At 39.7% G+C, this 23269-nt stretch carries 27 protein-coding genes and 1 other annotated feature; of the genes, 1 reads left to right on the forward strand and 26 read right to left on the reverse strand.

Annotated features, from left to right (window positions below; genetic code table 11):
• Positions 1 to 340: 340 nt before the first annotated feature.
• The 10 genes from PGLA_RS21015 to PGLA_RS21055 form a co-directional block, all read right to left on the reverse strand.
• Positions 341 to 895, reverse strand: a complete 555-nt coding sequence (locus tag PGLA_RS21015; RefSeq protein WP_068536636.1) for a hypothetical protein — start codon at positions 893 to 895, stop codon at positions 341 to 343.
• A gap of 501 nt (positions 896 to 1396) precedes the next feature.
• Positions 1397 to 1912: a SecY-interacting protein Syd gene (locus tag PGLA_RS21020; RefSeq protein ID WP_211269604.1), complete on the reverse strand. Its 516-nt coding sequence runs from the start codon at positions 1910 to 1912 to the stop codon at positions 1397 to 1399.
• Positions 1913 to 1942: 30 nt separating this feature from the next.
• Positions 1943 to 2410: a hypothetical protein gene (locus PGLA_RS21025; RefSeq protein ID WP_161487975.1), complete on the reverse strand. Its 468-nt coding sequence runs from the start codon at positions 2408 to 2410 to the stop codon at positions 1943 to 1945.
• 145 nt (positions 2411 to 2555) lie between these two features.
• Positions 2556 to 3095 (reverse strand): SMI1/KNR4 family protein, encoded by a 540-nt coding sequence (locus PGLA_RS21030; protein WP_068536638.1) that lies wholly within the window; start codon positions 3093 to 3095, stop codon positions 2556 to 2558.
• Between the two features lie 54 nt (positions 3096 to 3149).
• Positions 3150 to 3347 carry an HNH endonuclease gene (locus tag PGLA_RS29845; RefSeq protein WP_084411402.1) on the reverse strand — a complete coding sequence of 66 codons (198 nt, stop codon included), beginning with the start codon at positions 3345 to 3347 and terminating at the stop codon, positions 3150 to 3152.
• Positions 3326 to 3715 (reverse strand): hypothetical protein, encoded by a 390-nt coding sequence (locus PGLA_RS21035; RefSeq protein WP_068536640.1) that lies wholly within the window; start codon positions 3713 to 3715, stop codon positions 3326 to 3328. Before PGLA_RS21035 ends, PGLA_RS29845 begins: the two co-directional genes overlap by 22 nt.
• Positions 3716 to 4408: 693 nt before the next feature.
• Entirely contained in the window at positions 4409 to 4906 is a 498-nt protein-coding gene (locus PGLA_RS21040) for a hypothetical protein (RefSeq protein ID WP_068536641.1), read from the reverse strand.
• A gap of 28 nt (positions 4907 to 4934) precedes the next feature.
• A complete protein-coding gene (locus PGLA_RS21045; protein ID WP_068536647.1) occupies positions 4935 to 5414 on the reverse strand; it encodes a hypothetical protein in 480 nt (159 codons plus the stop codon).
• Positions 5415 to 5571: 157 nt separating this feature from the next.
• Positions 5572 to 6816 carry an IS110 family RNA-guided transposase gene (locus PGLA_RS21050; RefSeq protein ID WP_068536648.1) on the reverse strand — a complete coding sequence of 415 codons (1245 nt, stop codon included), beginning with the start codon at positions 6814 to 6816 and terminating at the stop codon, positions 5572 to 5574.
• Between the two features lie 123 nt (positions 6817 to 6939).
• Entirely contained in the window at positions 6940 to 7716 is a 777-nt protein-coding gene (locus tag PGLA_RS21055) for a recombinase family protein (protein WP_068536650.1), read from the reverse strand.
• A 163-nt stretch (positions 7717 to 7879) separates the two neighbouring features.
• Here PGLA_RS21055 and PGLA_RS27140 point away from each other — a divergent pair, with 163 nt between their 5' ends.
• A complete protein-coding gene (locus PGLA_RS27140) occupies positions 7880 to 8086 on the forward strand; it encodes a helix-turn-helix domain-containing protein (protein WP_084411377.1) in 207 nt (68 codons plus the stop codon).
• Here PGLA_RS27140 and PGLA_RS21060 read toward each other — a convergent pair.
• The 16 genes from PGLA_RS21060 to PGLA_RS21130 form a co-directional block, all read right to left on the reverse strand.
• Positions 8049 to 8906, reverse strand: coding sequence for a hypothetical protein (locus PGLA_RS21060; protein WP_068536667.1), 858 nt, complete (start codon positions 8904 to 8906; stop codon positions 8049 to 8051). The two genes, PGLA_RS27140 and PGLA_RS21060, sit on opposite strands and share 38 nt — an antisense overlap.
• A gap of 469 nt (positions 8907 to 9375) precedes the next feature.
• The gene (locus tag PGLA_RS21065; protein WP_068536669.1) at positions 9376 to 9801 is read right to left on the reverse strand and encodes an SMI1/KNR4 family protein; all 426 of its coding nucleotides are present in this window, start codon (positions 9799 to 9801) and stop codon (positions 9376 to 9378) included.
• 14 nt (positions 9802 to 9815) lie between these two features.
• Positions 9816 to 10763 carry an HNH/ENDO VII family nuclease gene (locus PGLA_RS29215; RefSeq protein ID WP_245700214.1) on the reverse strand — a complete coding sequence of 316 codons (948 nt, stop codon included), beginning with the start codon at positions 10761 to 10763 and terminating at the stop codon, positions 9816 to 9818.
• Positions 10764 to 10884: 121 nt separating this feature from the next.
• On the reverse strand, positions 10885 to 11436 hold the full coding sequence (locus tag PGLA_RS21075; RefSeq protein WP_068537135.1) for a hypothetical protein: 552 nt from the start codon (positions 11434 to 11436) through the stop codon (positions 10885 to 10887).
• Positions 11436 to 11537 carry a hypothetical protein gene (locus PGLA_RS29850; RefSeq protein WP_211269603.1) on the reverse strand — a complete coding sequence of 34 codons (102 nt, stop codon included), beginning with the start codon at positions 11535 to 11537 and terminating at the stop codon, positions 11436 to 11438. The genes PGLA_RS21075 and PGLA_RS29850 overlap by 1 nt, the downstream gene beginning before the upstream one ends.
• Before the next feature lie 230 nt (positions 11538 to 11767).
• Positions 11768 to 11953, reverse strand: a complete 186-nt coding sequence (locus PGLA_RS21080) for a hypothetical protein (protein WP_068536672.1) — start codon at positions 11951 to 11953, stop codon at positions 11768 to 11770.
• Positions 11954 to 12271: 318 nt separating this feature from the next.
• The gene (locus tag PGLA_RS21085) at positions 12272 to 12724 is read right to left on the reverse strand and encodes a hypothetical protein (RefSeq protein WP_068536676.1); all 453 of its coding nucleotides are present in this window, start codon (positions 12722 to 12724) and stop codon (positions 12272 to 12274) included.
• Positions 12725 to 12728: 4 nt separating this feature from the next.
• Complete coding sequence (locus PGLA_RS21090; protein WP_145939637.1) at positions 12729 to 15563, reverse strand: contractile injection system protein, VgrG/Pvc8 family; 2835 nt, start codon at positions 15561 to 15563, stop codon at positions 12729 to 12731.
• 6 nt (positions 15564 to 15569) lie between these two features.
• Entirely contained in the window at positions 15570 to 15950 is a 381-nt protein-coding gene (locus tag PGLA_RS21095) for a DUF4280 domain-containing protein (RefSeq protein WP_068536681.1), read from the reverse strand.
• A 36-nt stretch (positions 15951 to 15986) separates the two neighbouring features.
• The gene (locus PGLA_RS21100) at positions 15987 to 16601 is read right to left on the reverse strand and encodes a hypothetical protein (protein WP_068536683.1); all 615 of its coding nucleotides are present in this window, start codon (positions 16599 to 16601) and stop codon (positions 15987 to 15989) included.
• On the reverse strand, positions 16582 to 17109 hold the full coding sequence (locus PGLA_RS21105) for a hypothetical protein (protein ID WP_068536684.1): 528 nt from the start codon (positions 17107 to 17109) through the stop codon (positions 16582 to 16584). The genes PGLA_RS21100 and PGLA_RS21105 overlap by 20 nt, the downstream gene beginning before the upstream one ends.
• Entirely contained in the window at positions 17106 to 18218 is a 1113-nt protein-coding gene (locus tag PGLA_RS21110) for a pentapeptide repeat-containing protein (RefSeq protein WP_068536694.1), read from the reverse strand. The genes PGLA_RS21105 and PGLA_RS21110 overlap by 4 nt, the downstream gene beginning before the upstream one ends.
• Positions 18219 to 18231: 13 nt before the next feature.
• Positions 18232 to 19716, reverse strand: a complete 1485-nt coding sequence (locus tag PGLA_RS21115; protein WP_245700216.1) for a type VI secretion system Vgr family protein — start codon at positions 19714 to 19716, stop codon at positions 18232 to 18234.
• A gap of 298 nt (positions 19717 to 20014) precedes the next feature.
• The gene (gene tyrS, locus PGLA_RS21120; protein WP_068537139.1) at positions 20015 to 21277 is read right to left on the reverse strand and encodes a tyrosine--tRNA ligase; all 1263 of its coding nucleotides are present in this window, start codon (positions 21275 to 21277) and stop codon (positions 20015 to 20017) included.
• A 103-nt stretch (positions 21278 to 21380) separates the two neighbouring features.
• Positions 21381 to 21604 (reverse strand) — a binding site (T-box leader).
• An 82-nt stretch (positions 21605 to 21686) separates the two neighbouring features.
• Positions 21687 to 22397 carry an SHOCT domain-containing protein gene (locus PGLA_RS21125; RefSeq protein WP_068536697.1) on the reverse strand — a complete coding sequence of 237 codons (711 nt, stop codon included), beginning with the start codon at positions 22395 to 22397 and terminating at the stop codon, positions 21687 to 21689.
• Between the two features lie 71 nt (positions 22398 to 22468).
• Positions 22469 to 23260 carry an ABC transporter permease gene (locus tag PGLA_RS21130; protein ID WP_068536700.1) on the reverse strand — a complete coding sequence of 264 codons (792 nt, stop codon included), beginning with the start codon at positions 23258 to 23260 and terminating at the stop codon, positions 22469 to 22471.
• Positions 23261 to 23269: the final 9 nt, after the last annotated feature.

Raw genomic sequence — 23269 nt, forward strand, 5'->3', positions numbered from 1 at the left:
ACGCAGTTCCAGCTTGTATTGCTCCAAGATTATCTATTGTTATGGAAGGAAATTTGTGTCGTCTGAGATAAACAAATAACACGATAGCTAACAAGAGCTGCGGTATTTACGCTTCGTTCAAGCGATTATCTTCGTTGAATAGGTCATAGCGCAGCATATAAAAAAACCACAACATGAGTGGCTAGCTCGCGTTGTGGCGTTGTTGAACATGCTGTACGTTCTTCTTCTAGATCACAAGGGTTTTTATACAAAATTTCATATAAATTGAAAGACAAGAAACCAATCAAGATACAGAGTATTTATTTTTCTGTCCATACCTTGAAACCATTGTGGATATAATTTATTTCAATGATTCATATGAACTTAAGCATCTTATTTTAATATTGTACATAGATATCCAATCCCTAAAAAGCTTTTCACTCAATAGTTCTGGACATACCTTCTGGCTATAAGTAATAAAACTTCTAAACAACTCTTCAATCATTTCTTTTACAGTTGACTTTTCCATTACTATACATGATGGTGAAGGTGACCACCCATGTATTAAACTTTTGCATTCTAACAGTAGCTTTCCACCTTCTTCATCACGAAAGACTATTTCCCTCATCACACCTTGCTCATAAAATCCTAAGTTGCAGTTGTATTCGTTATTGTTAAACTTTTGAATCATTTCTGGCAATTCCTCAATAACCGATGGAAGGTCAAATTCACAATTTACAGGCCACCCGTCACTTCCAAAACCTAAAACAATAAAATCAATACTTCCAGTTTGATGTAGATATTTACAGATGTCAAATATTACACTAGTTTCATCATCAAACTCATCATCGTATTTTTTTTCATCAATTGTCACTTTTTCAAAGCTATTTTTGTGCTGTAAATACATTTTAAACATTGAATTTCTCCTCCAATATCTGTGTATCAGATGTGAATCTATTACTGCTAATAAAGATTACAAATCAGGTCTATCATCCGTCCCCTCAGTCACCTTATTAAGTGCTTTTGTCAAGTTATTAGGTGTTCGGTTCGGTTTGTTGGTTATACTATCTTGTTGTTAGAGTTGTGTGTCCAGTCTATTGACAGAAGTCCAATCTACCTTGTTGAGATTAATTTTGAAAAAATGCAAGAAAAGCGAAGATCACAAAAAACAGGTCAATCATGGAGGTATCTGCCATAATCGACCTGTTCAATGTAACGCTTTAGCGTTAATTAGGTTATGAAATTAAAGCATTTGATGTGCGTACAAATAAAATGGCGAAACCTTTATACGGGTATTTCATAGGTTAAGTGTGTTACTGGGTGAATAAAGAACTCATTCGGCACTGGGTAGCCCCCACATGAGATATTACGACGAATGGAAATTCTACGTCATCACAAAGAGTTCTATCCAATGATATTATCTTTTTAGCCGTAAACTAGTAATTAACAGCTCAATACTCTCTGAAATCACTTCGAATGAATTTCTTTCGAAGTCCTCGAGTTTCACAGAACCATCTTCGTTGTCAACCACTACGTTAAGCCCGTTTCCTTCTATCCCTAAAGGAATATTCTCAAGTTTGTTGTCGTGGTTATTCTTGTATCCTTTAAGCGTGTTACTATAAGAATCAATATCTTCCTTTTTTAGTACCGATTCTAGTTTAATATAATAGTCATTAATAAATCCATCTAAATCGGCAAAATAATATGAATTAAAGTATTCTATAACAGACGGATGAATCCTGACACCTAAGTCCTCTTCCAGTGAATTGAAATCATAAAAGCCTTTTTCGACAGGTTGCCATGAGATGTACTCATCCTCGTCAACTTCTCCAATGTAAATAAGAGATTCAGCATCTTCATCGAATGGTGTCTTAAATAAAAAGTCCAATCCTTCCTTAGCAATTTCTTTTCTTAATGAAAAATATTGATTCATAGCTTCCTTTATAGACAAACATATCACCCTCTACTTGTTTAAGTATTTTTCTAGTAATTCAGCATATTGGCTATCACTACCCCAAATTCCTGCTTCTTTTTCAGCATTGTGTATTCCACCCGACCCAGGATGTAATTTTGATGGTACTGCAACAGCTTGACCACCACCGCCAATATGATGGTGAATAAGAGTGTCATTATTCAGTTCTTTAATATTAAACTGTGGGAAGTGTTCTCTGAACTGCTTATCATTAATTGGTGAAAAACCTAATTCAATTTTTTGCTTATTGGCTTTACTTATACTTTCAGGATATTTATCCATTACCTCTTTCCAGTAATAATCTTTATCTCGTAACCATCCTTCTGAATTTGTACCATTCTTCCCCTTACCTACATATGGCATTTCCACTGTCAATCTAGGGTCAGCGGTATATTTAGCCTCGAGTTTACTTAGATCTGCATTCCGATATGTTCTAATTGGATGGTCACCATTACCCATCCCCTCAGCCTCACGCTTCTTCCCACCCGGCCCATCCCCGTCCATCGAGAAAAATCTGGAATTCTCATTCCGGATAAAAAAGAAACCACAACACGGCAGTTAACTCGCATTGTGGTGTTGTATTGTATGTTAGGATGCATAAGATTCAATCAATTTCGCTGGGTTGAATTGAATTTAGAAATTCTTCAAATGATGCACTCACAAAAAATAGTGTTTCATCCTGCCATTCTTCAAGTGACTTCTCCTCTAATTCTTCCTCAGTAAGTTCGGTTTCTAAGATAAGATCTTCATGATTTTGAAATACAATCTTTGGGTTGTTCTCATCTTCACGAAAGTCAAACAAAAATCTATCACCAGATCCATTAATCGCAAAAGGGTAAACTTTCTTGGGTAATGCATCACTCACGGTGCCGTATGATCGTTCAATTGGTGAAAGTATTCTGCCTAATACTTCCTTTTCAATTAACGATAATAATTGAAAGCCCCATGTAAACTTTCCAGGTACTTCGACAACTCCAGGAATCCATTCTCCTTGTTGATCTATCACATTAGGTTTTGAACCATCATGATTCAGCACAGTATCAACATACTCCTTAGGAAATCGAACTTCCCACTTACCTTCCAACTCTTTAATTATTCTAATATCTAATTGCACTTGTTTAGACCAATGTATTTTTTTACTCACATTGCTTCCTCCTTATTGGTTTTTCAGAAAAACTTAAGACTGCCATCTTGAATTTCAATCACCGTTTCCCCATATTTTATTTCCACCTGTATGCCTAATATCATGAATATCCTCTTCCACAAGCTGCATTCGACCAGTTTCTTGATGGTGGTGCCAAGTATACCCCTCAATTTTATCCTGTCCTGTTTTAATATCCAGTATTTGTTGCTCGTTAAAATGTAGTTTATCTTTTAAATAAGAGTCAATATCAATATTGCTTCATTTGCTTCAAGTTTTAACTTTTCAAAATACATTTTTGTAGTAGCTCTTAAATGCTGAGGTCGTGACATATTTAATAAATCATTTGCTGAGTGAGAATCTAATAAATTCACCTCTGTTTTAATATATTTTTTGTCAAATATCAGGAATCCTAAAGGATCAAATTTCACACCTTTATAATCAGATCCCGCATAATCTGAATTTAAAATACTCGGACGCCCATATTTAGGATAGTTCAAATAGTTCTTTTGAAGATTATCCAATGCCTCTTCTAGTTTCTGTACAATAGTATATCCCCAATCTTTAACGTCCACCTTGCCATCCCTCGCTTGTTTAAGTAAATCATCCACACTTACGGTCAATCGAAACTTGTACTCCTTCCATGTTCAGCCCCCAACCGAAATTTTTTAACAAATTTCGGACTATATTAGAGGGCAAGGTGGCTAGCCTTACAACGTTGCCTTACCTTTATATGTTGACTGGTCGTCACCAGATTTCTTTCCTGCACCGTAATCATCGTTGCAAGTGTCAGTTACGTTGCGGACAAAGTCCTATTCTTTGCATAACCCCTTTACTATAGTTGTCTTGCTTTCCATCTTGAAAGGTGCGATAGTGTCTTCCTCTCCCTCACTATCGCCACAGGGTAATCTACAGTTGCGAGTAAATTTGAATAAACCGCAAGAAAGCGAACATAACAAAAAACAGGTCAATCATGGTGGTATCTGACCATAATCGACCTGTTTTATCTAAACGCTTTAACGTTAATTAGGTTATACTTTTCAAGCATTACTGTGCGTACAAGCGAAATGACAATATCTTTATACGGGTATTACATGAGTTATATGTGTTATTGGTTGATTGATGGGTTCATTCGTCACTGGGTGGGGTCTTTGATGGAGAGCCGCCACTTGTATGTTTGTATTATTTAGCATATAGTGGCGGATAATTAAAGAACCACAACACGGCGGTTAGGTCGCATTGTGGCGTTGTTTGTTGTATTGTACGATCTTGTATTAGTATTGTAAGTTGTTTAATAATCCGAACAAATCCATAAATTAATCAACATGTCCATTGTCAAGTGCATCCAAGGTTTCATCACTTATATCAAGTGGTTCCCTTTTAACTCGATTTGCAAGCGAAAGAAAATCAGTAGCACCAGCTACATTCAAATAACCTGCCCTTATAAAGAAATGGCCACCTCTTTCATATAGCTTTATTACTGGCTCAAACAAATCTTTATTATCAATAGCAATTTGATTTTTTTCATCAATGAGTGCGTTTAACTCTAAATAACTGGTAGCAATTTCTCTAACATAACTATTGTCAATCTCCTTTAGTATTTGTAATTCATCAACACTGACTTGTGACTTAGTTATCGAATTTGAAATGATAATAAAAGGATACCTACTAGGCCCAGGATAATATTGGAAAAATTTTGATGCTCTTCTTAAGTATTCTTTACTCAAATGAACATGTGATCTTGCTTGCTTGTTTCCAATACAACTCCAATCTATTGCAGAAATACGCTTAATTGCCTGATTAAAATTTTCCATCAATTATTTCGCTCCATCTTCTCTATTTTTATTGCCCAAAAACTTTTTTCGAATAATAGTCATATGCTCCAGGGAGTTCAAATGAAGGTTGATCAGAAGCTACATCATGTGCACCAGGAGGATCTGAACCAAAATCATCACTATCTTTTTGATACGAACCAGGATTTTTATATGGGTAGCCTTGTTTCATTTTTTCACTTTCGGTTAATTCATGTTTAGCTAACTCTTGAAACCACTTTTTTTGTTTTGGATCCAGCTCACCTTTTTGTGCTTCTTTCCATATAAACCCAACTTCTAAATCAGGAGTAAAGTGGCCAACTCTATAACTTTGATTATCTAAAGGGATTTTATGTGTATCAAAAAACATGTGTTGTTTCATAGCCCTAATTTCTTCTATTGTCATACCAGTATTTTTTGCAACCTGTTCAATATCAGTCATACCAACACTTCTAATATCATCATAATCCTTTGATGTAGCTTTATATTCTTTTTCTTGAAATTCATCCATAAATGTGGGTTTATAATCATCTACACGCTTGTATTCATTCCAATCAACCTTTTTAAGGGCAGGTATTGATTCAGGAACATTACCCGTCCCCTAAGTAGTAATCTTAAACTCTACTAAAGGGAAGGTGGCAACTGTTTTACCAATTACCACCATTATATCATCCGGCTTTGAGTTCTGTTAGAGGACTCGCCGCCCTATATTCGGTTTTGTTCTTCATCATGCTGTAGATGATGTTCACAAGCCTTCTCATGACGCATATAAGGGCTTGCTTCTTCGTCTTGCCTTCTGCTAGCTTCCGTTGGTAGAACTCGTAGAATAGGGGATTACGCTGTCTCTTGTTCTTCCCTTTAGCTACTTGGATTTGCTGTACGGCTAGGTTATGGAAGATACTATTCAGTACCCGATTTCCTTGTCCGCTTGCTTGGTCTTTACCCTTGCCGCCCGAACTAAAGTGTATCGGTGCGATTCCGGAGAAACGAGCTAACTTATCCGCATTGGAGAAGCGGTGAATGTCTCCAATCTCAGCGACTAGCTCTGACGCTGTAACAATGTTAATACCGTCCATCGACTCTAACTTGTAATCGGTTTGTGCTAATACCAGACGAATCTGTTCCTCTGTCTGCTTGATTAGTTCTCTGCTTCTCCGCATGTCATGAACCATGTTAACGACTAGGAAGTCTCTGTATTCTTGGAAGTTCCGCTTCGTCTCCCCATCCTGCCTGACCAATTCAAGTATTTCTTCTGCCTTACGGGTAGAACAAGTGTTATTACTGGATTTACGTAGATATTCCGCTAGTTCTGCAACCCCCACCGTTAACGCTAGGTGCGGTGCAGGATACTTCTCCCAAAAGGCAAGAGCGGCTTTACCGTCTATGTCACAGAAGAACTTCTTATAGGACGGGTAGTGGTAGCTCAATTGTTGGTGCATCTGATTCTTTAAGCCACTAGCATGTTTGACGATGGAATTACGTCTTGCTACCAGTTGCCCAATTGTCCAGTAAACGTCCTGCGGATTCGCATCAGGCAGTTCATCTAGTCTGGCAAGTAATACTTTGGCGATGCAGTAAGCATCCCAACTATCACTCTTCTGTGTAGTTGCATTGCTCATACGTTCGTTGTACGAAAGGGCAGAGTTGACTTCTTTTACGACTTGCTTGTTTTCAACAAGATGAACGGCTAAGGCTCTACCATTTCCGCCCGTATCCTCTAACCCATACACAGGGGTCAAGCCTTTTGTACATTGTTTCTTGACGAACTTCATCAACTCATCGAACGCTGTGGGCTTATTATCAATTTGAATTTCGCCTAGTTTTTCGTTCCAACAGTTAACAATAACCGCTGTATGGTGGGCTTTATGTAAATCCAAACCGACATAAATATGATTCTGCTTGTAGTGTGTCAAAAGGATTCACCTCTGTATAAGGATTCTATCGTGACTTGGGTAAAGAATAGGGGCAACCTCAGTTCGAGCGTTAACCTTTCGGTTCGCAATGGGACGCAAGCCTCTCTATTCCATTCCTAGATGTCACAATATAGCTTCATGTAAACCAATAGCTTCTATATCTCCATAGCGGTATGTGCCGCTATAAAAATCTCGTTTGTCTAAGATTCGTTTCACTTGTACTTTCGTAAATAAACTGCCTTGTTGAGTTGTAAAGCCTGTTTCATTCAATGATTCTGCTATTCGAGTCAACGCCCATGTTGGATGCTGCTCTTTTAATTCAAACACTCTACGGACAATTTGTGCTTGCTTCTCATCTACTTGGATGCACTTCTGACCTTTCTTTGCCTTGTAGCCGAAGGTTGCCCTTCCACCTGCATAGCCGCCCTGTTGGGCTTTCTGGTTACGACCTCTGCCTAGTTTCAACGCAATCTCCAATCGTTGGTACTGGTCAAGTAATTCCATCAGACCATTAATCAGAAAGTCATTAGGGTCTTTCTTGTGAATGCTGTAAGTCGGTTGTTCGATACTCTGAACGTCTACCCCATGCTTCTTAAACTCTCTATGTACCAACACTTTCACAATATCAGACCGCCATAAACGGCTTGTATTGAGGACAATAACTGCATCAATGGATTGAGTAGATAGTGCTGATAACATGCTCTGAAATCCAATTCTATCCACTTCAAGAGCATCTTCATTAACCTTCGCCCCACTGATACCTTCATCGCTGTATATGGTAATTAGATTCCATCCTCGCTCTATACAATAGGAGCGGATTTCATCTTGTTGGTACGCTAAACTGTAGCCATCCTTGGCTTGTCCTTGTGTCGAAACTCTGATGTAACCGATGACATTCATGCTGTTTCCTCCCCCTCCGTTACAGAAATCTGAATTACTGTAACGCCTAGTAGATACATTTTTATTATATATCTACTAAGCGTTACAATCAATCACTTTCCATAACGTATATTCAGGAAGTATAATAGGAGAAAGAATGCTTGTACGGAAGTAGGTGGCATGATTGCCTGTCGTTGTTAGATTAAAAGAAATTTTAGCTGAGAAAAATATGTCTCAACGTGAGCTAGCGAGGCTAGCAGGTTTACGTCCTAATACCATCAGTCACTTGTGTTCCAATAATGTAGATAGAGTTCATCTTAGTACCTTCGAGATTATCTGTAAAACCTTAAAGATCAGCCTGAACGAACTTCTTGTATTGGAAGATGACTAACCTTACCGCAAACTATAGCACATGGAACTGTTATTAATTCCGTCCAATGCTGAGCGGCAAGAGCATCAAAATCAACTGCTTGCTGTGAGGACATAATCTCTTTTATCGATGCTCGATGATGCTTACTCAATTCGTCGGGTGTCATTAAGCCATGTTGTAGAGCCAGTATCATGGCTCTTTTCTCCGCCCGGACTGCTTGGAGGTCCGTATTGACGGTACATGTGTAGAAGTTATTGAACTTGGGTGGAAACTGAATGATGCTCTCCAAAGGTATTTTCTCGTCAGGTCTGTAAACAAGTTCCACTCTTGTACGTTCCCCCGATTCTTCAATCCCCTTCCAATTCCGCTCTACCTTTTTGTCATAATTACGGCAAAAGGCATTTGCTTTACTTTCGTCTTTCCGCCCAAAATATCGAGTGCCCTCATAAATGTTCATGTTCCGCCCTGTATTTGACGCTATGAATACATTGCTCATCGGATACGGAAAATCATAGGCTAACTCACATCGGTTGAAATAAACCTCCTGAGAATGATTGTACAGAGCATCAAGCAGTCGTTGAAACTTAATTAAGTGGTCTGGGTGGGTTTCAATTTGTAGTGTGTACTTTCTTGATTTCTTCTGCCACCATGGTTGATACCGCAGATAAAGATAAGCATCCTTAATCCTTAAATTCCAATGGTATACATAACCTTTATGCCGAATAGCAGGTTTAATATCAAACCATTCTCGGAATGAAAGTGCCAGTTGGTTGTAAAAGTTTACAGTTACTCCATGATATTCAACGGCGACTTTATCGACGGAAAGTTGTACGTTGTTCATGCGTCCCCCTCCGGCAAAACTTTTGACAGATTTGCCGCTTTTATTATAGGAATGAGGGAGTCGGTGGCTAGCCTTTAACACATGACCTTCCCGTTATTAGATTTCCGTCCTTACAATAACAGTAGTCGTCTTACCCCATTCATAAGTTGCGACCAAGTCCTTTCACCATATCTATCGTTGTGGTAATGTACATTGTTGCGATTCATTTTGAAAAAACGCAAGAAAGCGAAGATAACAAAAAACAGGTCAATCATGGTGGTATCTGACCATAATCGACCTGTTCAATGTAACGGAATAGCGTTATTTAGGTTATAAAATTCGAGCGTTGAAGTGCGTACAAACGATTTACAGAAATTTTTATACGGGTATTACAAGGGTTATATGTGTTATTGGTTGAATGTTGGGTTCATTCGGCACTGGGTAGCCCCCACACACATGATACACTAGGGGACTGGCAAGTCCATCATATTTACATGTTATCAATACCTTCTTGAAACATATCTATTGTATAATCATCAAAGGTATCATAGCGGACGGAAAGTTCTCCTCCCCCCCTAATCCAACTAAATACTCTTTCGTCATTAACATCAGCGGAGTACATACATCGAACAAATTCTCCTGAATCTTCAATCACAATTAGCCCCATATCTAACCCTATGTTTCTCCATCTTTCAGTCGCCTTTACTACAGACGCCCCAAGATTTCCCTGAACGCCTACGATTTCAACACCACATATTCCTCCTGAGCCATATTCTTTTAGAAATTCTCGGTAACTCTGAGGAAACTTTAAACCAAGCATTTCTTCAGCATTAAGAATATCTTCCTCTGATGCTCCTCCGAAAAAATCCCTTTCTTCACCATGTTCTTCGATCATTTTTATAATTTTCTCATTCATGGTATCCCTCTTTTCTATTCTTCATTTGCACGCATTTTCCAGTAATTGCTTCTAAAATTATTATACTGTTTTTCAAGCAACGGATCATTCCTGAAGCTATTTCCATCCTCTACCAAGCCATGTAGTTGACTGCTGTACTTATCGTGGGTAGATTCAGCAATTTCAACCATACCTCCTGGCTCTTTTTGAATCAAGTGGTGCAGTTCAACTTTACTCTCCACTCCGTCTTTTGCAACATAGGGGGATTTCCCTTTCGACATTAGTTCCTTATTAGTTAGTCCGCCTGCGGCCGGATCTTTCGGCACATAGTTTTTATCAATCTCGATTTGGTACACTCTTCTTGATACATCTACATCTTTTCCTGCCACTTTAACAGATCCTTTTACTTCTACAGCAGTATATTTATCTGGTAACCAATCCAGTTGGGTTCTTTCAGAAGATAGCTTTGTGGGTTTTAGTCTACCTTCACCCGTCCCCTCAGCCCCACTCTTCTTCCCACCCGATCCATCCCCGTCCATCGAGAAAAATCTGGACTTCTCATTCTTGACTATATCAAGTGAGTTAATACCGGCTGTAGTTTCACGGATTAAGACATGGTATGGGGCATCCCTTATCATAGATTTCTTCATCTTGTTGGCTGTGTCTCCAAGACTCTCCATCACTCTCTCAAAAAGAGTTCCTCTGGTTTTGAAGCGTCCATCGTACACGACCTTACCTTTGCCAAAAAGCTTTCCATTAGGGTCAAGCGTATCCCAAATCGCTTTTTTCGGGTCTGTTATTACATCCTTAAGTCCCTTCTTCAGTCTTCCAACTTTACTTGCCAGAGAGGCTCCCTCTGAGGCAATTGTTAGTGCGACCTCCGCAACCACTAATGTCGTTTGGCCTTGAGCGTATCCCAAATCGTAATATTCCTCTTTCGTGCTCGTATAAGATTTAGGGATAATCCGATAAAAAAAAGACAAGTAAATCATGGTTATATTTGACCATAATAGACCTGCTTGATGTAACCTGTGTTATCTTGCTATATAATTTAATCGTTAATGCGCTTACTGACTTCAAGAATAAATATCCGTATAACCATAGCTAACATAGTTCTAACACATCCGTAAATAAAGCATCTCCTAAAGTTAATCTTCTGTTGAACGGTTCAATATTTGGCAAAACGTCCCACTCACAAACGGTATCGTAGTAATCATAAAGATGACTGATCTCAGTGTACCCTTTTGAAGTCATAATCCTGTTAATTTGATTAGTAGCTTGTATCATTTCTAAAGATTCGGCAGTCCCATCAATTTCAAAAATACCCTCTATCAAGTTATGTCTTATAGAATAGCTATAATCCAAAATATAAATCGGAAACAATTTAGAAATTTTCACATTTATTTGTTGACCAAGTAAGAAGCCTTCTTTACCTGATATATCGTGCAGATGTATTAAAATATCTGTCGAATGACTAATCCTATTTCTGCTTTCAATTTGCTTTAGATTACCAATCTCATTAAATTCATTTGGTACTTCTAATATTTCAGCACATTTCATTCTATACCATTCGTCTAATTCTCTTTTAATAAATAAACGTTCAATCAATTCTCCAACCTCAGGAAATTCTTCAACAAAAAGCTTTCCGTGTTCCATCATATCAACCATCCCTTACTGAATCTTACCTCGTTAATAAGAGAATTAGAAAAATCCGTATAACCCAGATCTGTTTTATATAAATCACAGTTATCTAAAATAGCATTTTTTTAAGTTGATGAGCATAAAACCGATGAATGAAAATCAATATTTACCAATTTTAAGATTATCAAATGTACACTCTAATAAATATGCTTGTTTATATAGCTCAATCTTACTTATAATTGTATCTACCATCTGCCCCTTATTGATAATAACATATTATTCCATTTAGATCCCCTTCTTCATCAATGGCTTTTTTCTTGTGCCAATGATAACGTCATGTCCATTATTAAACTCTTTGTGTACCTTCTCCATACCTGTGGTCACGGCTACCTACGTAGACAAATTGATCTTCTTTCACCCAACGCAGTTCCAGTTTGTATTGCTCAACGATCACACCTTCATTGTCGACAAACTGGCGGATAATCTCCTCCTTCTCGTTCTCATACTCATGTGTGTGAAGCAATTTCTCCATGATTGATCCTCTCCAACGATTATCTATTGATATGGAAGGGAATTTGTGTCGTCTGAGATAAACAAATAACACGATAGCTAACAAGAGCTGCCATATTTACGCTTCCTTCAAGCGATTATTTTCCTTATATAGGTAGGTTATAGCGCAGCATATAAAAAAGAAACCACAACACGAGTGGCTAGCTCGCATTGTGGCGTTGTTGTACGATTTTACTCTTACATAGTGATCGGATTTACATTTTTTATAAATTGCATACAACTTTAACTATACGCTAGGTTCATTCTGCACTAGATAACTACCAAGATTTTTTCTTCATGACTAGGTATCAAATGAGTTCCAGCGATCTTTATCTACAAGAGCTTGAATGTTACAAAAATCGTAAACTTCTATCATACGCTTTGTTATGAGAAAGCCATCACCATCGTCAATCTCTTCCTGAGTATACTCCTCTTCTTTTAATGACCAAGTAATTATAGTCTCCACATGAATTTCCATATCAGTTATTAGGATACTTCGAATCTCATTCCAAATAGTTTCTTCTTCCCTATTTTTTTTAAGTGCTTCTTCATATGAAGCCACAATAATAACCATAAGAGCGTACTTTTCATCTACACTCCAATTATTAGATCTATAACCATGAATAAATTCTTGAAGTTTAGAAGGATCTGCAACTATAATTTCCCAATCAATGTAATGTGCATCTGATAAATCAAATTTTTCGATAAGATTAATTCTTGCCCCTGGTGTAACTCCTATCGGATATTTGTTCATTTTATCACCTTTCTGGCTTTGTAGGATGGCTACTATTGTATGGATATGCACTTGTTATACTGTTGTCCTCTCTAACAACAATAATTGCTCTATCTGCTGGAACCTTTTCTCCTGTTTTCAGGAATGATGTCCCTCCAACATTACTCGGCAATTCTATGTCATAAACTCCCGGTCCTTGTTTCGCAACTTCTGATATTAGTTTTGCAGCATCTTTTTGATTATCCCACCTTCCAATCTGAACTTTATCATTAATTGCCCTAGCTTTTAATTTAGCATCAGGAATATGTGAGCCATGCTTAGAGTATGCATGACCGTATGTGGGCAGACTCTTTGGTACATCCCATTTCCAATTTGAATATAAATCAGGGAATTTAACATTACCCGTCCCCTCATCTCCACGCTTCTTCCCACCCGGCCCATCCCCGTCCATCGAGAAAAATCTGGACTTCTCATTCTTGACTATATCAAGTGAGTTAATACCGGCTGTAGTTTCACGGATTAAGACATGGTATGGGGCATCCCTTATCATAGATTTCTTCATCTTGTTGGCTGTGTCTCCAAGACTCTCCATCACTCTCTCAAAAAGAGTTCCTCTGGTTTTGAAGCGTCCATCGTACACGACCTTACCTTTGCCAAAAAGCTTTCCATTAGGGCCAAGCGTATCCCAAATCGCTTTTTTCGGGTCTGTTATTACATCCTTAAGTCCCTTCTTCAGTCTTCCAACTTTACTTGCCAGAGAGGCTCCCTCTGAGGCAACTGTTAGTGCGACCTCCGCAACGACTAATGTCGTTTGGCCTTGAGCGTATCCCAAATCGTAATTTTCTTCTTTCGTGCTCGTATAGTAGCTTAATGATCTTCCCTTAAAACTGGCCACTGCAGGATCTACGATACTTTCCTTCGCTGATGTTAACATCCCCTTAGTGTCTTCCAAAATTTCTTCCTTTGATTTCTTGAAGTTGACAAGATCCCACGTGTAACCAATTCCTGAAAGCATAGCCTTTAGTGTGTCATTCCGTTCCTCCAGCGGTGCCACTTTTTTCCCACTTACAAACTCGTAAGTATCTTGTACTCCTTGTCCCGCCTCATCCCAGCTTTGCATCCGAAGAGGCGAAAGAATTTGTTCAGCAGTCGTGTACCCCATATCTGCGACATCTACCACGAAGCCCCAAAGTCCTTTAAGCGCCTCTATACCTGCATCAGTACTCCCTTGAGATCTGGATTTATAATTTTCCACAAACTTCTGTAAACGAACCTCCTCGATCCCCCGCTTCTGTACATCCTTCTCAAACTCACTGAGGATAGGCTCGTATTCTTCTCTCTCCCCGGTGGAAGCAAATGCGATTAGCTCGCTCTTGGAGCTGATGTCTTCCCCTAGAGCTAGCGTTCCTGTTACCCCAGATACCGGCGCAGATCCCTCTTCTGCTTCCAGCGTATCAGCAATTCTTTCCAACGACAAGCTTTCACTTGCTTTCACTTCCACTTGATCTCCACTTATTTGAAGACTACCCGTGGCTAGAATTCTCACCTGTTGGCTCCCTGCAAGATTCACCCCGGTATAGCTATTCATCCCAATGTACAATTGACCGTCCATTCCTGTGATATTCAGTTCCTTGTCTCCTAGCGTGAACTCCTTGCCCTGCGGATTTCCGAAGGTCTTCACTCCAGGATCAGCCATCTTCTGCTGATGCTTCTCTGCATAGGTCACTCCCGGCTCCTGCCTCACCGATTGAATGACCAAAGCTTCATCCTCTTCCCTGCTAGGAAAGTACAATTTCACTTTACTGCCTTTCTCTGGCATCATATACCACACTTGATTCCCCTCTGCTGCGTAGGGAAACCACTGGGCCGCATCAGGGTTCTGATCAGCATCCATATCCAGATGGACTTTTACTTGTTGACGGCTTACCCCGATAATTGTACCGTTGATGGCAGCTCCAATGATGGAGGTATTATGTATTCTACTGTTATTATAGCCTGCCCGTGGACCACATTCATACGTCCATATTAGCTGCCCCTGCCTCATTTCAGCCCGTCTTTTTGCAATGATGTAGGTATCCCCGTCTTTAATCACTTCATCCCCGATATCTAGGGCGCTCATCCACTCAAAGGTATAAGTTGTCGTATTATTCTGAGTATTCTGTATATGATTACTTGACGTGGTATACAAATAAGCCTGGATTCGGCGCGTCACTTCAAAGGGGTGACTGTCTTTCAGAATGATCTGATTCCTCCCTTCGGGAATACCAATCCAAAAGCGAGGTTTATGCGCTGTGATATCCGCAATTAATGACACTCCTGCATGGGAGGCGAGCCTTTTCAGAAAGGACCAGTCCGTCTCCTCATACTGCATGATTAACTTACCTGTATGTCGGTCGTTAAACGTATGATCGATGTAGTCACTATTCGTATAACTCGCAACGACTTCGTCGAAAATCTCTGTATACTGCTGCTCGACATGTTGAAAGCTTCTTTTTTTCTTCAATGTATCCATGTTATAGGTATGTGAGATTGCTTCTACAACGATCTGATATTGCTCATGCATGACCTGAATCGATATGTGATGAATCTGTCCCAGAAACAGAGGCTTCGGGGCTCCCCCACCTGATGAATCGTACACTTCAATACAATCATGAAGTCCAGACTTCATCAGAATCTCTTCTTCCATTTCCTCGGCTACTCTACCCATAAGCCGTAATCGGACATGTTCCCCCACCTGATGCGTGATTTTCAGTTGCTCAATACGTATCGCACCGTAGGGCCAGACCACCTGTAGCGTCTCATTCGTAGTATAATTCTCCGCCGCCTGATAGACCACTGCGTCCCCCCCTTTCATAACCATTCACCATTATTCCTGACCGCCGTTCTTAGCAATGCTGATTATCCCTCCTAACACACATGTCAGATTGGCACTATCCACCAAAGCAGGGTGCTCGTCAATCAGTAAGTCCTTTTTCCCTTTCGACCATATTCCGCACAGCTCTGGCTGACATACTGTACCTGTTTTTTTGCAGAAACCGAACAATCCAATGTTTTTCTCGACCACACAATCGGTTGTGTTCATCACGGACTTCTCTTTGATATACACCCCATGGGATCGCGGTAAGTTCAAGCTGGTTGGATAAGTCCCTTCACTGCAAGTTAATTCTGCACCTCGTACAACATAGGTCTCTGCTTCTGCAAACAAACCTGCCGATATTAAGCTAATAATCGCACCTATTGATGACATAAAGCTCCCTCCTTACCACGGGTTCAATTTAATTGTTCATGTAAACTGCACAGATTGAATAATGGCCGCAGACAACGGTCTCCACAGAGTGGCATGTTCAGCTTTGAATTGGAAGGTACCCATCAACACTCTTTCTCTAAATAGGGTTAGAAAAATCAGTTGATAGATTTGGCCCTGCTCCGTCGGAACGAGACAATCATAGGTTTCTATGTTCATCTCTTTGAGGGCTTCATCCTCTAATTCAAACAGACGGATTTCTGGTTTTTTTCCTTTACTTTCAATCATCATGCACGTTTTTAATATTTCAAGATCGGCAGCCGTCTCTGCTTGTTCCATCCAGTTAAGTCCACACGCAAGTTCCTCTTGATCGCTCACAAATAAATATTGATCCCGATTTCGAGGTTTGCCCTCCCTTTCCAACATCCCTTTAGGCATAGAGGTCAGGTCTTTTGGAAGTCTGATCTGTAATTTATTATCAAATAACGATTTGTTCTCCAGTACAATCGTTTGATCCTTGAACCGGACTTCGCCACTCTCTACCATCTCCATCCAGGTCTGCTCGGTAATTCCATCCATTTCGTCATACAGTTCGCGGTCGCGCTGTTGCTGAGCTAGGAAACCCGCTATTTTTTCATCCCAATGTGTGCTCATACTTACCCCCTCCGGATTGAATGACATTCTCCAGAATAAAGCCGGTCATACCTCTACGCAGTAAGCTTTCAGCCGCGTCAAGGCTAATGATGTGATACGGCTCCATGATTCCCTGTATTGTAAAAAAATGATGCCGTTTAATTTTCCCATGATCCAGCACGAGCTTTTTCAATCTCCCGTCTGGATAGAATTCAGTCTCCATAGATAAACAGTCCACGGAAGGGACGTTAAATGACCAATATGTATATTGGGAATGCTGCTGATCTACAAGGTCCATGTGTTTACACTCCATTTTCGGATTATACATAACCAAGGTGTTTTTCATATCATCTGACATCATGAGCCTCGGTTTGATGAACCAATCTAGGTATTGCTCGGGAGAAGTATGGTTTACTTGAACTACAGAAAGGGGTGGAAGTATATTGAAAGAATCTGTCATTTCTTTACCCTTAGGTGCTATCTTATTCGTAATCCGATGGTCCTCTGTCAGCAAGTAGTATGGTCTCATATTGTCCCCTCCTTCTTGTGAGGTGGCATCATAATGGATCGTAGCTGTTCATCGGTAAATCGATATTTGGCTATATCTTCTTCTATAAAAACAGCCCCTTGAAGATTAGCTCCTTCAAAATTAGCGCCGTATAGTGATGCGCCTCTAAAATCCGTATCTTCTAGATTGGCATGTGCAAAGCTGATCCCTTGCAGTCCTGGTGAACGATACAAGGGATCATTGAAATCTTCCCCGCTTGCATGGCAGAACGAGGCCCCGCGCAAGTCACAGTGGCTGAAATCCGCATCGGATATTAGAGAATAGCTGAAATCGGTACTACACAAAGTGGAACCTCCCCAGCGCGTCCCAATCAGGATACTCCCCCGTATTTGGCATTCTATTAGATGGCTTCGCCTGAGATCGGCGTATCTCATCTCCGTATTGTCCAGGTTGTGCCCTTGCAGAGTTAAGCCTGCTAGCGCTCCATAAGCCAATTGGCATTCTTCTCTCTGAAGTCTCTTGACACTCTCCAGGGTTCCGACCTTTAGATCGCTAATATAAATATCTTCACTAATATCCTTGAATTCTCCGATTCGCACACGAAAGGTGTCTGATTTCGCTATTTGCTGCGCTTCTGGTAGCTCCATCGCTTGACACACGGCCATCCGGGCAATAGCGACTATAAACTGATGATAATATGGGATATACGTTAGCATTAGTCGCTCGCTATCCCCAGGATTAAACAACCCGAAATACATTTTTAGTTTCTGGGCAAGCCGTTCCTGAAGAGGAACGAACGATTTGAATGCCCACGAAGCATCATATATGTTTAGACATTCATCCTCATCACCATACCAATCTTCCGAGTATGCCTCGATCAGATAAGTGTATTTCCCCTGTAATATGGAGGTACGAAGTAATGAATAGTGAATATAGCCAATTGGCGCCTTCTCTCCTGTATCCTGCATATGTTGGATTTGTAGGCACATTTCCCGAAAGGAGTGGATAAAACCTTCGATTAGCTGATGTTTTTGGGTTTGGAACTCGGCCTCCAAGACCGAAATTGCTTCTGCTATGGCAGGTTCCAACATGCTGGATGTGACTTCCTGCAGAATCTCTTCTCTATTCATCTTCCCCACCTACTCAATTCATTTTAATTTCCGTTCCTTCTATGACAATGTTCTCTTCTTGTAGCAAGATCTTGTTGTCTTTACCCGATAGAGATAATGTATTGGCTGAGATACGTATGTTACTGGAAGATAGTACGATATTATTGTTGGCAGTAATCGAAATATCTTTATTGCTAACGATGTCGATTCCCTTCTCATCATCTAGCGTGATAAACATATCTCCTGACTTAATAATGATAGAAGTTGGACCCAAGGAAATGATTTTTCCGTATTTCGTGGAGAAGGTTTTTGTATCGGGATCTTCTTTAGGGTCCTTATCCACATTCTGTACAACCAGACTTGGTGAAGAGCTTGCAGTAGACTGTGTTGAAGGAGCCGTCGGCTTAGGTGGGATCACCCGCGAAACAGAGCTGATTGCGATGCCCTCCTCCTCTTTTTTGCTTGGAAAATAAATACGTATGCTGTCACCCATCTCTGGCATACAATACCACCCCGTATTATCCTCAGATGCATATATGGTCGAATACGGAAACCAATAATCTGAATTAGCATCTAGTTGATCATCCATGTCCAACTTAGCTCTTACCGTATCTCTGCGTATCTGGATTACCTTCCCCTGAATCGATGCACCGATGATCGCTTCGTTATACATTTTCTTCTGTCGCAGACCTTTTCTAGGACACAGCTTATATTCATGTTCGATGATGCCGTTTCTTGTTTCTGAAATGACTGATGCTACAACCAAATGGCGGGACTTAAACATCACCTCATGACCGGGCTCAAGCAGTTGTGCTGATATCACTTCATATATCGTATAATCTGTATCACTGACACCTGGGACGCTGTTATCTACAGCTTGCTTATATGCTGCCATATCCTTATGCACCGTATAACGGATTGTAGTCAGTTCTCCCTTGTCTTGGTCTGTAGGGACACCAAAATAAATCTTTGGTGCATTAAATCCACTCACGGGAACCAATACTGTGTAAAATTTTGAAGCCATTCGTTTCAGAAACTGCCAATCGGTTTCTTCGTACTGCATAATCAACGTATTAGTCTTCTTTTTGGCTGTTGTGACATCAATGATATCCGAATCTGTATATGGCGAAATCACTTCATCAATTAGTGAGCTGTATAGAATATTGGGATTCTGAAAAGAACGCTTTTTCCGTTTAATATCCAGAAGATAAGAATGAGAAATAGCCTCTATATTTAAATAGTAGACGCCTCTTGATGCATTGACCCTTATTTTAGTAACTAACCCAGTAAACAAACCATGCTCTCGCTCTCCATCATGATCTTGAATCAGAACCTTGATAAAGGTTTCTGCATTCGTTTTGGTTACATATCCGTCCCTTTTTTCTTCAGATATAATAGCAGAGAACGTTAATTTCGAATGTTCGTTGATCCCCTTGGTTATTCTTATATTTTGCAAATGTAGAATTTCAAATGGTTCGATGCGTATACTGCCTATGGCGTTATTCATGATTGTCGTCATATTAACCTCCCAATATATATTTAGTGCTTTGTGCCTCATCCAGCATCACCTGCTAACTTCCTGCCGGAGCCGTTATCTTTCAGGCTATCTCTACCGCCCGTGCTGTCCAGTAAACACCACATCTAACATATATCGGAATATAACCTCCTATTTTTTACCTTTCAAGATAAAATATATATTCATGCATGTCACGAGACACAGTGACAACGCCAAATAAACAAGCTGACTCCCGTTACGTATAGGAGTCAGCTTGTTTATTTGATCTTTTTTATAACGTCGACTAAACGGTCTGGATTTCTTAATCCACTAATCTAATTAGGCTATATTTCTTCTTGCCCTTACGAATAATGATAAACCGACCATCGAATGATTTGTCTGCAGACACCTCTGTGTTTACATCCACTACTTTTTCACCATTCATGGAAATAGCTCCATTCGTAATATCTTCTCTTGCCTGACGCTTAGATGGTTCGATACCTAGGTCTACCAACCAGTCCACAATATTCTTGGTTTCTTTGGTAGCTTCGAACGTAGGCATTTCTTTAAATCCTTGCTCTATTTCATCTGCTGTTAATGATGTAATGTCTCCACTGAATAAGGCTGCTGAGATTTTAATGGCTTGTGCTAAGGCATCTTCACTATGAACGAATTTCGTCATCTCTTCAGCAAGTACGCGTTGTGCTTCACGTTTACCTGGTTCTGTTGTAACCTTATTCTCCAATTCAGCAATTTCTTCTTTAGATAAGAATGTGAAGTATTTCAGGTATTTAACCACATCACGATCATCTTGATTCAACCAGAATTGGTAGAATTCATAAGGTGATGTCTTCTCAGGATCTAGCCAGATCGCACCGCCTGCAGATTTACCAAACTTCGTACCATCTGATTTCAACATTAATGGAATCGTTAATCCGAATGCTGTCGCTTCTGGACCTTCTTTTTTACGAATCAAGTCTAAGCCACTTGTGATGTTACCCCATTGATCAGATCCACCAATCTGTAATTGAACACCTTCTTCTGCGTACAGATGATGGAAGTCCATGGACTGAAGAATTTGGTAAGTGAATTCAGTGAATGATATCCCACTATCTAGACGACTTGATACAACATCTTTGGCAAGCATCGAATTGATACTGAAGTTCTTCCCATAGTCACGTAAAAAGTCGATAATGTTTAATGAATGAGTCCAATCATAGTTGTTAACCATCTTCAGTTGAGCATCGTTATCTGTAACAAATAACTTCTTCATTTGCGCTGTTAGTGCGTTCACATTGTCTTGTACTTGCTCTAACGTCTGTAATTGACGTTCTGATTGACGTCCACTTGGGTCCCCAATGGTCCCTGTCGCTCCACCAATTAAGATAACAGGTAGATGTCCGAATGCTTGGAATCGCTTCATCATCATGAACGGAATTAAGTGTCCAATATGCATGCTATCCCCGGTTGGATCGACACCACAGTACAGCGCAATCTTCTTTTCACTAACTAATTTACGTAATCCTTCTGCATCTGTCTGTTGGTTAATCGCATCGCGCCATTCTAGCTCATCAATAATATTCATGTTACTCATGATCATCTATCCCCTTTAAGTATTATTTTCTTGATTCATCCCTATACGTACAATAACGCCATTACGCAAAAATCGCCCCTATGTCTACAATAGACATAGGGACGATTGAATAACCGTGTTACCACCCAAATTGCATAAATAGCGTTACAAAACTACTATTCATACCACTCATAGCCATCATATCGTTGGCTAGTCCGCTTAGTGTTACCTAAGATACTCCAGAGTGTAATTCGCAAGACTGTTTGTGCTAGGTCGCATCAACCCCTAGCTTTCTGAATAACAGTGACAGCATGCTACTTATTCCTTCAACGTATACCGTATATTAGATTAAAATCAGTATAGAGAATGACAAGACCGTTGTCAATTCTCTTGTCTAGACATTCACTCATAAGTCTGTTGTCTAGGAAATCAATTTTGCCTTAAGAGAATTATATTCATCTTGTGTAATCATCCCTTGTTGTAATAAATTAGAAATTTTGACTAACTCATCTGCAACGGAGTTCTGGGGTTGTAACTGTGTTACTTGTGCTTTTGCTGACTCCATTATGTTATGTATGTTAGCGGATACCTCATCGATTCCATTCCCTCTACTCATCATGACATTGAGAATTCCAATCCAATGGTTCATCTTCGTCTCAGCTTTTTCTAAATAAGGATGCCCTTCATTCACTGCAAACGGACCATGATAAAAGAAAATACTGTGATGTGGCGTAACCATATCTTTAACAGTAATCTTCAATTCAAGCCGACTTACCTTCCTACTCGTTCTAGTCGTCGAGGATAAGTTACCAAACACGTTCTCCCTCGTTGTCGTATCTTGTGATGTCGATCCATGACTAATAGGTTGAATACCCAGAATATCTGTCATGTCGTAAGTCTTATTACTCTCTTCTGTGGTAAAGTTAATCTTTCCAGCGGTCTCATCAAGTGAAAGAAGGCATTTATTATCAGCTGACATAAATTCTTGCGTTGGGGTATTCGTCAATTGATTCTTCATAGCTTGTAACTGATTAGAAGATTTATTAAGAGCTGCTTGCCTCTTTTTCTTCATTCTAATGTTAAATAGAATACCTACTGTAAGTCCAATAATAATTGCTATCACATATGACATACTTCATCCCCCATTCCAATATAACCTAAATTCTACCACGATTCTACAAAATAGGTCTATTGTATTATGATCTATCCTCCAGCCCCCTGATATTTATTCGCTCCACGCATCCATAACTTATAGGAAAGATAGAAAGCTAAAGGCCCAATGACGAGTGCCACGATACCCAGGAGCTTATTTGTTAATATACTTTCATCAAACAGATACAAGCTTGGATAATAATTAATCATGGCAAGAGGAATAATCCAGGTCAGAATCAGTTGTAGCAGGGTTCCATATATAGAAATCGGATAAGCAATGAACTCTTTGATTTTAAATAGAATCGAGAACAGATATTGTACACGTAAAAAAGTAAAGGAAAGCGAACCAATGACAACTAAAGCCGCTGCCTGCAGGAAAGAACCACTAATAACTGCGAGAAACAGATAGATGATCTTTACAGCAGTCCACCCCATATCAACTTGCGATATCGACCATAGAAGGACAAAGACTGATATAACAATGTGAGCAATATAGCCTATGTTGAATAAGCTCGCCAAGTAGTAGGTAAATGGTGATAATGGTTTCGTTAAATACTTATCGAAATCACCATTAATGATCGTCTGATCTAGTCCTACCATCGGTGAGTATGTAAAAGAAGCTCCTATGGCATAGGTAAGTATATTTAAGCTGTACAAGAAAGCAATTTCCGTCCAATTCCAGCCGTTTATGGTATCGAAATTTTGCAAAAGCAACCAAATTACTAGATAATTGGCTGCATAACCTAGGATCTGACCTACTGCCCCAATCATAAATGCTCCCCGATATTCCATGCGAGACTTAATGATTAATTTAATAAAGTATGAAAACAATCGAATATTCATGAATTCCCA

It is taken from the genome of Paenibacillus glacialis, from assembly GCF_001637205.1.
In the GTDB taxonomy this organism is placed as follows: domain Bacteria; phylum Bacillota; class Bacilli; order Paenibacillales; family Paenibacillaceae; genus Paenibacillus_AQ; species Paenibacillus_AQ glacialis.